This is a genomic window from Nocardioides sp., from assembly GCF_031422975.1.
Lineage (GTDB): Bacteria > Actinomycetota > Actinomycetes > Propionibacteriales > Nocardioidaceae > Nocardioides.
Map to the genome: position 1 here is coordinate 1 of NZ_JANPEO010000042.1, position 8,033 is coordinate 8,033.

At 70.4% G+C, this 8,033-nt stretch carries 9 protein-coding genes; 5 read left to right on the forward strand and 4 right to left on the reverse strand.

The genetic code is table 11. The features are described from left to right. Positions 1-660: FUSC family protein (locus tag RMO85_RS01430; RefSeq protein ID WP_310525995.1), on the reverse strand; the 660-nt coding region annotated here is incomplete at its 3' end. An 87-nt stretch (positions 661-747) separates the two neighbouring features. Between RMO85_RS01430 and RMO85_RS01435 the strand changes: the two genes are divergently transcribed. Beyond that, positions 748-2,154: a wax ester/triacylglycerol synthase family O-acyltransferase gene (locus tag RMO85_RS01435; protein ID WP_310525996.1), complete on the forward strand. Its 1,407-nt coding sequence runs from the start codon at positions 748-750 to the stop codon at positions 2,152-2,154. Here the strand turns inward: RMO85_RS01435 and RMO85_RS01440 are convergent. After that, positions 2,151-3,311 carry a site-specific DNA-methyltransferase gene (locus tag RMO85_RS01440; protein WP_310525997.1) on the reverse strand — a complete coding sequence of 387 codons (1,161 nt, stop codon included), beginning with the start codon at positions 3,309-3,311 and terminating at the stop codon, positions 2,151-2,153. The genes RMO85_RS01435 and RMO85_RS01440 overlap by 4 nt on opposite strands. Positions 3,312-3,445: 134 nt before the next feature. Between RMO85_RS01440 and RMO85_RS01445 the strand changes: the two genes are divergently transcribed. Then, positions 3,446-4,855 (forward strand): phosphodiester glycosidase family protein, encoded by a 1,410-nt coding sequence (locus tag RMO85_RS01445; RefSeq protein WP_310525998.1) that lies wholly within the window; start codon positions 3,446-3,448, stop codon positions 4,853-4,855. Between the two features lie 26 nt (positions 4,856-4,881). On the opposite strand, the gene RMO85_RS01450 is transcribed toward RMO85_RS01445, so the two are convergent. After that, positions 4,882-5,481 (reverse strand): hypothetical protein, encoded by a 600-nt coding sequence (locus RMO85_RS01450; protein WP_310525999.1) that lies wholly within the window; start codon positions 5,479-5,481, stop codon positions 4,882-4,884. 92 nt (positions 5,482-5,573) lie between these two features. Between RMO85_RS01450 and RMO85_RS01455 the strand changes: the two genes are divergently transcribed. Next, complete coding sequence (locus RMO85_RS01455) at positions 5,574-6,143, forward strand: mismatch-specific DNA-glycosylase (RefSeq protein WP_310526000.1); 570 nt, start codon at positions 5,574-5,576, stop codon at positions 6,141-6,143. A gap of 9 nt (positions 6,144-6,152) precedes the next feature. Here RMO85_RS01455 and RMO85_RS01460 read toward each other — a convergent pair whose 3' ends face one another. Next, a complete protein-coding gene (locus RMO85_RS01460) occupies positions 6,153-6,536 on the reverse strand; it encodes a hypothetical protein (protein ID WP_310526001.1) in 384 nt (127 codons plus the stop codon). A gap of 207 nt (positions 6,537-6,743) precedes the next feature. Here RMO85_RS01460 and RMO85_RS01465 point away from each other — a divergent pair, with 207 nt between their 5' ends. After that, entirely contained in the window at positions 6,744-7,160 is a 417-nt protein-coding gene (locus RMO85_RS01465; protein ID WP_310526002.1) for a hypothetical protein, read from the forward strand. 68 nt (positions 7,161-7,228) lie between these two features. Next, on the forward strand, positions 7,229-8,033 hold an 805-nt coding region (locus RMO85_RS01470; RefSeq protein ID WP_397202806.1), incomplete at its 3' end, for a GTP pyrophosphokinase family protein.

The following is an 8,033-nucleotide window of genomic DNA, read 5'->3' on the forward strand; positions in this document are numbered from 1 at the left end:
GAGGTAGTCCGTGGCGCGGGCGTCGGCGAGCAGGTCGAGCGCCCGGTCCAGCTGGCCGTCGATCATCACGTCGGCGGCGGCACGCAGCATCTCGGCCTCCTTGCGCAGCACGCGAGCGGCCTGCTCGCGAGGCCGACGCAAGGCCGCGGCCGGCACCACGGTGGCAGCGACCAGGGCGACCGCGCCGCCGATCAGGGCATCGGTCCACCGCGTCAGGGCGTCACCCGGGTTGACGATCAGCGTGGACACGACGATCGACTGGACGGCCGCCTGGGTCACCATCAGCTGCCCGCCGTCGAGCAGGAAGGCGACCGACATCGCCAGCGCCACCACGACCGCGATTTGCCACCAGCCCGAGCCGAGCCAGGCCACCAGCAGGTCACCGAGCAGCACCCCGAGGGCCACTCCGACCGTCACCTCCGCGACCCGACGCAGCCGCTGACCATAGGAGGTGCCGAGACTCACGATCGCAGCGATCGGTGCGAAGAAGGGCGTGTCGTGACCGAGCAGGTCGCGGGCGATCAGCCAGGCCACCCCGGCAGCGAGGGCACACTGGGCGATCGCGAAGGACTTGGAGCGCAGTCTCTCGACGCGGGTGCCCAGCGACGTACGACTCCGCGACCAGGCCCGGTCGAGCCGATCGAGCGGGGTGGCCTCCATGGCGGCGATCCTGCCAGAGCGTGTCCCCTTGTGGCCTGCCAGACATCACGCAAGGATCGGGACTCGTTCCAGGAGGGAAATCCCAGCATGGTGACACCGATCGACCCGACGTCAGTGGGCTTCCTGCTCGCCGAGAACCGCTCGATGCCGATGCACGTGGGAGGCCTGGCGCTCTACAAGAAGCCCGAAGGCGCCGGCCGCAACTACATCAGGGACCTCTACGAGCAGATGCGCTCCTGCGAGGAGGTCGCGCCGTTGTTCCTGCGCCACCCGCACCGCTCGGCGCGCACCGCGGGCCAGTTCGTGTGGGAGACCGACGACCAGTTCGACATCGACCATCACTTCCGGCACAGCGCCCTGCCCAAGCCCGGCCGCATCCGTGAGCTGCTCGAGCTGTGCGGCCGCCTGCACAGCACCAGGCTCGCCTGGGACCGCCCGCTCTGGGAGGCGCACGTGATCGAGGGCCTGCGCGACGGCCGGGTCGCGATGTACACCAAGCTGCACCACTCACTGGTCGACGGCGTCTCGGCGATGCGCCTGCTCGCGGCCATCCACTCCCCCGATCCCGACGAGCGCGACATGCCGGCGCCGTGGGCCAGACGCAACCGGCCGCCCAAGGCAGCCAGCGAGCAGGCCGCGCTGGAGACCAGCCTGGCCGACGTGCCGATGCAGGCGTTGCGCACGGCCATGGGCATCACGGCCGAGGCAGCGGGGATGCCCATCGCGCTGATCAAGACGCTCAACCACAGCATCCGCAACGAGACGTCGGCGCTGTCGCTGTATGCACCGCGAACGATCCTCAACCAGCAGATCACCGGCTCGCGCCGCTTCGCCGCCCAGGACTGGCCGATCGAGCGACTCCGTGCGATCGGCAAGGCCACCGGCACCACGATCAACGACGTGGTGATCGCGATGTGCTCCGGTGCGATGCGGGCCTACCTGCTGGAGCTCAACGAGCTGCCCGACACGAGCCTGGTGGCGATGGTGCCGGTCGGCCTCAACGCCAAGCAGTCGCAGATCGCCTCCGCCGAGGGTGGCAACGCAGTCGGGGCCATCATGGTCAAGATGGGCACCGAGCTCGCCGACCCCGCCGATCGGTTGCGCTCGGTGCACCGGTCGATGAAGGACGGCAAGGACGCACTGTCCTCGATGACGCCGATCCAGATCCTCGCGATGAGCGCCCTCGGTCAGGCGCCGGCCATCTTCCCGGTGGTGTTGAAGATGAGCGGCATCGCGAGGCCGCCGTACAACCTCATCATCAGCAACGTCCCCGGCCCGCGCACCACGCAGTACTTCAACGGCTCCCAGCTCGTGGGCAACTACCCGCTGTCGATCCCGATCCACGGGATGGCGCTCAACATCACCTGCACGTCCTATGACGGCTTGATGTGCTTCGGTCTCACCGGTTGCCGCCGCACGGTGCCCCACCTGCAGAGGCTGCTGACCCATCTGGACCAGGAGCTCGTCGCGCTGGAGAGGGCCGCGGGGATCTAGCTCCGGCCGTAACGCCGCGCCACGGCGGCGAGCCGCGCGCGGGTGATGTCGGCGACGGTCTCGAACCCGGCGTTCGCGGCGTTGGAGCCCGGTCGGGTCGGTTCGCCGGCATTGATGCTGATGCAGTGGCGCGTCCCCCCGTCGGCGGCGTTGGCGAGCGCGACCGCGTGCCCGGTGGTGCCGCTGCCGGCGAACGGGTCGAGCACCACCGCGTCGGGCGGCATCGTGGCGAGGATCCGCCGCACCAGCCCTGTCGGCTTCGGCGACTCGAAGACGTGCCCGATCAGCCCCTTCAGCTCGGCCACGGCCGTGTCCGTGGACCCGATCTCCTCGGAGAGCCAGATCGTGTGCAGCTTCTTGCGTCGGCCGCCGTCGCGGTGCAGCCAGTCCCGCTGGAAGACGTCGACCCGCGTGCCGTTGCGCCCGTTGATCTCCCGGCACACCAGGTCGTCGGGGCGCTCGTCGATCCGTGGCCTCGACCAGCGCCACACCGCCGGCCGGCCGTCACCGAAGACGGGCCACACCTCCTGGGCACCCTCGAAGGCGGCCGTGGCGACGTCGCCGGTCAGCGGGTCGCCGTACACGGGGAAGTGCAGGGTGGGCGCGGTGACCGGGTTGAACTTCTTGTTGGTGTTGCGCAGCGGGAGGTGGCGGAAGGCGCGGCCGTCCTCGGTGCGCAGCGAGAAGTCCTCGGCGTTGACGGTGTCGGGGCTGCTCGCGTCCAGCACGCAGCGCTTGCCGTCGCGGGCGTAGGCGAAGAGATACTCATGGCTGGTCGCGAAGCCCCCACCCAGTTGGCGGCCCTTCGGGTTGAGGTTGACGACGATCTGGGCGAGGAAGTTGGCCTCCCCGAACACTTCGTCGAGCAGCAACCGGAGGTAGGCCGCCTCGTTGTCGTCGATGCTGACGAAGATCGCGCCCGTGGCGGCCAGCACGTCGCGCATCGCCACCAGACGCGGACGCATCATCTCCACCCACGCCTCGTGCCGACTGGCCCGGCCACCACCGTCGGCACGGAACGAGTCGACATAGGCGAAGTCGTTGCCGGTGTTGTAGGGCGGATCGGTGTAGATGAGGTCGACACTGCCCGGCTGGAGGGTGGGCAGCACGTCCAGGTTGTCGCCCTCGATGAAGACGTTGTCCACGCGTCGGCCCACGGCGGGCAGCCTAATGGGGACAACCTTCCACGCGGACCGCTCGTCTCCCACTCGTGACGACGTCCCTGCAGCCCTGCCCCGACACACCACCCGCCTCGCCCGGCCGGCTCCGCCGCGCCTTTACTCTGGAGCGCGTGCCTTCCTCCACGCGATTGACCTCTTCCCTGCTCGCCGCTGCCCTCAGCTGTTGCCTCGTGGCCGTCGCCGCGCCGGCAGTCTCGTCGTCCGTCGAGCTCAGCTACACCGGGGCCTCGCACGATGACGGCTCCGGCCTCGGACCACTCCAGCGGCGCGCGCTGCGCGAGCCGGGAACCGTGATGGGCAGGCCGGGTCAGACCTCGGACGGCGTGCCTGGACGGATCGCCCGGCAGTTGCCCCGCGGTGCGCGCGTCACCCCGCCGGTGGTCACCAGTGACGTCACCTACGAGATCGCGCCCGGCCTGACGATCCGCGAATGGGACCAGACCGACTATCGCGGACCGATCCGCGCCAACCTGCTCAGCATCGACCTCAACGCCGCGAACATCTCGCTGGACTACCTCGGCTCTGAGTACGCCGTCCGCCCCCAGACCGTCAGCCAGCTGGGTGCGGCCGCCGGCGCGATCGGCGCCGTGAACGGCGACTTCTTCGACATCTCCGACACGGGTGCCGCCCTCGGCGTCGCCATCGACCGCGAACGTGGCCTGATCCAGGGCTCCACCACCGGCTGGATCCCGGAGAACGCCTCGTTCTACCTCGACTCCACCGGTCTGCCGCAGATCGGCCCGATGGTGACCAAGACCAAGCTCCGGCAACGGCCGCGCTGGACCTTCAGCGGGCTGAACACCCCCACCGTCGCGCCCAACTCCATCGGTCTCTACACGAGCGACTGGGGCTGGACGAAGGGCTACTCGGTCACCGATGGCGACAAGTCGGCGCGCGAGGTCGTCGTGGTCAACAACGTGATCGTGTCCAACAAGCGCACCCTGTCCAAGGGCCGCAAGGTCAAGGGCCAGGTGATGATCGGCCGGGGTTCGGCGGCCAGGCTGCTCAAGGACCTGAAGGTCGGTCGCAAGGCGAGCTTCAAGTACAAGGCCAAGCCCGGTGCCCGCGTCGCCGTGTCCGGCGACCGGGCAATCCTGCTCAACGGCGTGCAGACCGTGATCAACGACCGGTTGATGCATCCGCGTACGGCGGTGGGCATCGACGTCGACGGGCGCAGGTTGTTGCTCCTGGTGATCGACGGGCGAACCGCCACCAGCCGCGGCTACACCATGGTCGAGCTCGCCACGATGATGCGTGCCCTCGGTGCGGAGAGCGCGCTGAACTTCGACGGTGGCGGCTCCTCCACCCTGTACTCGCGCCGGGTCACCGGTGAGATGGGTGTCATCAACGAGCCGTCCACGGGCGGGGTCGAGCGCAAGGTCGCCAACGGGCTCGGCATCTTCTACAACGGGGTCCTCCCACCGATCCTGCCGCCCGCGACACCGACCCCGACACCGACTCCGACGCCGGCACCGACCCCGGCACCGGCACCGACCCCCACGCCCACTCCCACTCCGTAGGCGGCGGCCCACTGCCTCGGCGGGCGTCAGTCGGGCACGAGGAACAGCGCCACCGAGGTGACCGGCACCAGGCACTGAACCTCCGACTTGGGCAACGTGGCAGTGACGTCGATGCCCTCGCCCGTCGTGCTCCACTCGACGGCGGTGGGCGTGTCGCAACCCACCGAGACCACGGCCCCGAACAGGGTGCTGTCCGAGGGGACCTTCGCGTCCCTGACCGCAGCGCGCACGTCCCTGGCCAGCCGCCCATCCATCCCCGCGACGAACCCGTCCAGCGACGCCTCGTCGGTGATGGCCCTGGCCCGCGTGGTCGTCTCACCGGTGACGTTGGAGGCGCTCACGATCACGGCCTGTCCGGGCCGGACGGTCTCGCCCACCACGAACGACCCGCCCGCACCGGTGGACGTCTCGGAGGTGCCAGCGCTGTCCCCCTCGGAGGTGGTCGGCGACTGGGACGGCGTCGCCTCGGACGACGAGGTGTCGCTCGCGGTGCCCGGGTCGCCACCGTCGCCGCTCTGGCCGCCGCACGCGGCGGCCGTGGCGAGCAGGAGTGCGAAGCACGCTCCCCTGACCGCCGACCTCGGCAGGGCTCGCGCCGACGCGGGTCGGATGGGTCGGTGGCTCATGCGAACCTCACTCGGGTGCGACTGTCGGACTCGTGTCACTTGGACGATAGCCCGAGCGGCGGGGTTCCTCGCCGGGGCTAGGGTCTGGCGCCATGGCCCGCTTCACCCGAGCAGAGCTCGAGTCGTTCCGCGACACCGAGGTCCCCGACCTGCTCGGCCCCGACCTGCGCCTGCTCTTCGTCGGCATTAACCCCGGTCTGTGGACCGCAGCCACCCAGACACACTTCGCGCACCCGGTGAACCGCTTCTACCCCGCATTGCTCAAGGCCGGGATCATCGAGCGCCGCATCGATGCCGCCGCCGGCATGGACGACCAGGACCGCGCCTACTTCCGCTCGCGCGGTCTCGGGATCACCAACCTGGTCCAACGGGCCACCGCGCGCGCTGACGAGCTCACCGCCGGGGAGCTACGCGTGGGCGGCGACCGACTGCTGGAGCTCGTCACCCGGCTCGGACCGCGGGTGGTCGCGGTCGCGGGCATCACCGCCTACCGCCAGGCGTTCGGGGACCGTCAAGCGGGGGCGGGGCGCCAGCCGCATGCCCTCGGCCCGGCCGAGCTGTGGGTGGTCCCCAACCCGAGCGGCCTGAACGCCCACCACACCGTCGCGACCCTCGCCGAGGCATATGCCGAGCCAGCGCGTGCCGCAGGGGTCCTCGGCTGAGCAACGCCCTCATCGCGTCGACCCCAGACGTGCCGCGTCACCGAGGTCGCCCTCGAAGACCTCGCCGGCTTCGACGATGAGCAGCGTCGAGGACCGGCCGACCGGCCCTGGCACGTCGACCCAACCGTCGACTCGATGGGTTGTGCCGAGGAACTCGGCGATGAGGAACCTCAGCCACTGGCCGGCCGCCTCCGGGCTTGCCCGCGTCGGCACCAGCACCAGACAGCACCCGTCGGCGCACGGGACCCACGGCGCCGGCACGGCGGGCTGACCCGGCCAGATCCGGGCGACGCGGCCCGCGTGCCGGGAGAAGCCGGTCAGGAACGCCACGTCGCCGGCGTCGAGAGGCGGGGTGAGGTCGAGCCGGCCGTCGGACGGTGGGTGCTGCGTCATCGGTGATCCTCCTTGGCATCGGTGGCCGGGCGGTCCTGCGTGTCCACTACCCACGATGCGCAAGCTCACCGACAACGCCGTCGTTGCGGCGTACCACCTGTGGAGAAGACCTCGCGAGACAGTGCCTGTGGACGGCTTGCGGCCCGCGAATCGGTGGCCTGTGGAGAGCCGTTCGCCAATGTCGGTGGGCTGTTCCACGGTGGAACCATGACCAACACACCCATCACCACCCAGGCCAACCTCCACCAGGCGTGGCGTGGCCTCATCCACCCCCTCGGGTTCAGCAGCCGCTGTCTGTGGCTGATGTTCCTCGATCCGGACGGCATGCCGGTGCCCCAGCTCACCGAGCTCACGGACCTGCCCGACCGGCCGGCGCCCGCCGATGTCGCCGCCCTGGAACGGTTCCTCGGCCACTTCGGCGGCACTGGCATCCGACTCGCTGTCTTCGTCGGAAGCCGCGGCTCCGGGCTGCCCGGCGCGGACGACCGTGCCTGGGCGGATGCGATCTATCTCGCCTGTGGTCGCGCCAGCGTGGCCTGCGAGACGGTGCACCTGGGCACGAGCACCGCCATCACGCCGCTCCCGTGCGAGCGCCCCCTCGACGGGCTGGGGGCGACCGGATGACCCGATCTGGACGCTCCATCCGCGCGCCTCCGGATGCGAAGTGCGCCCGGACACGGCAGGCTGTGCGCGTGCCGTCTCCCGTCGAACCCGCTGAGCAGCCCGCCGACGCGCCACCCGACCGACCCGTTCGGGAGGCCGTGCGCGCCTACGCCGCACGACAACCGGGCCTCGTCCAGCCGACAGAGCACTTCGTCGAGCTGATCACCACGCTGCTCGACGACGCGGGCATCAACTACCTCCGCGTCACCGGTCGGACGAAGAGCGTGGCCTCCTTCGCCGCGAAGGCAGCCCGGACCGTGGGCGATCAGCTCCTCTACCCCGATCCGCTGATCCAGATCACCGACCAGATCGGGGTCCGTGTCATCACCTATGTCCACAGCGACGTGGCGGCCGTCGCGGAGCTCCTGGACGACGAGCTGACGATCCTCGACGACCGTGACATGGGCCAGGAGACCGCACGCGCGGGCGGGTTCGGCTACGCCAGCCGCCACCTGCTGGTGACGCCGGATGCGCCCGACGACCAGGTCCACCAGGCGCCGTACGACGAGGTCCGCGGCCAGCGCGCGAGCGTGCAGGTGCGCACGGTGCTGCAGCACGCGTGGGCCGAGTTCGAGCACGACATTCGCTACAAGGGCACGGTGCCCGAGGAATACGTCCCAGACCTCGACCGCCGCTTCACGCTCGCCGCCGGGTTGCTCGAGCTCGCCGACCGCGAGTTCTCCACCATCCGTGAGCGGCTCCAGGCGGTCGCGCCGACCTCCCCCGGCGAAGCCGATCCGAGCGATCCGAGCGATCCTCGCATCAGCGGGCAAGAACTGGCCGCGTTCCTGGCGGGGCAGTATGCCGACGCCGGCTGGTCGCACACCGACCACT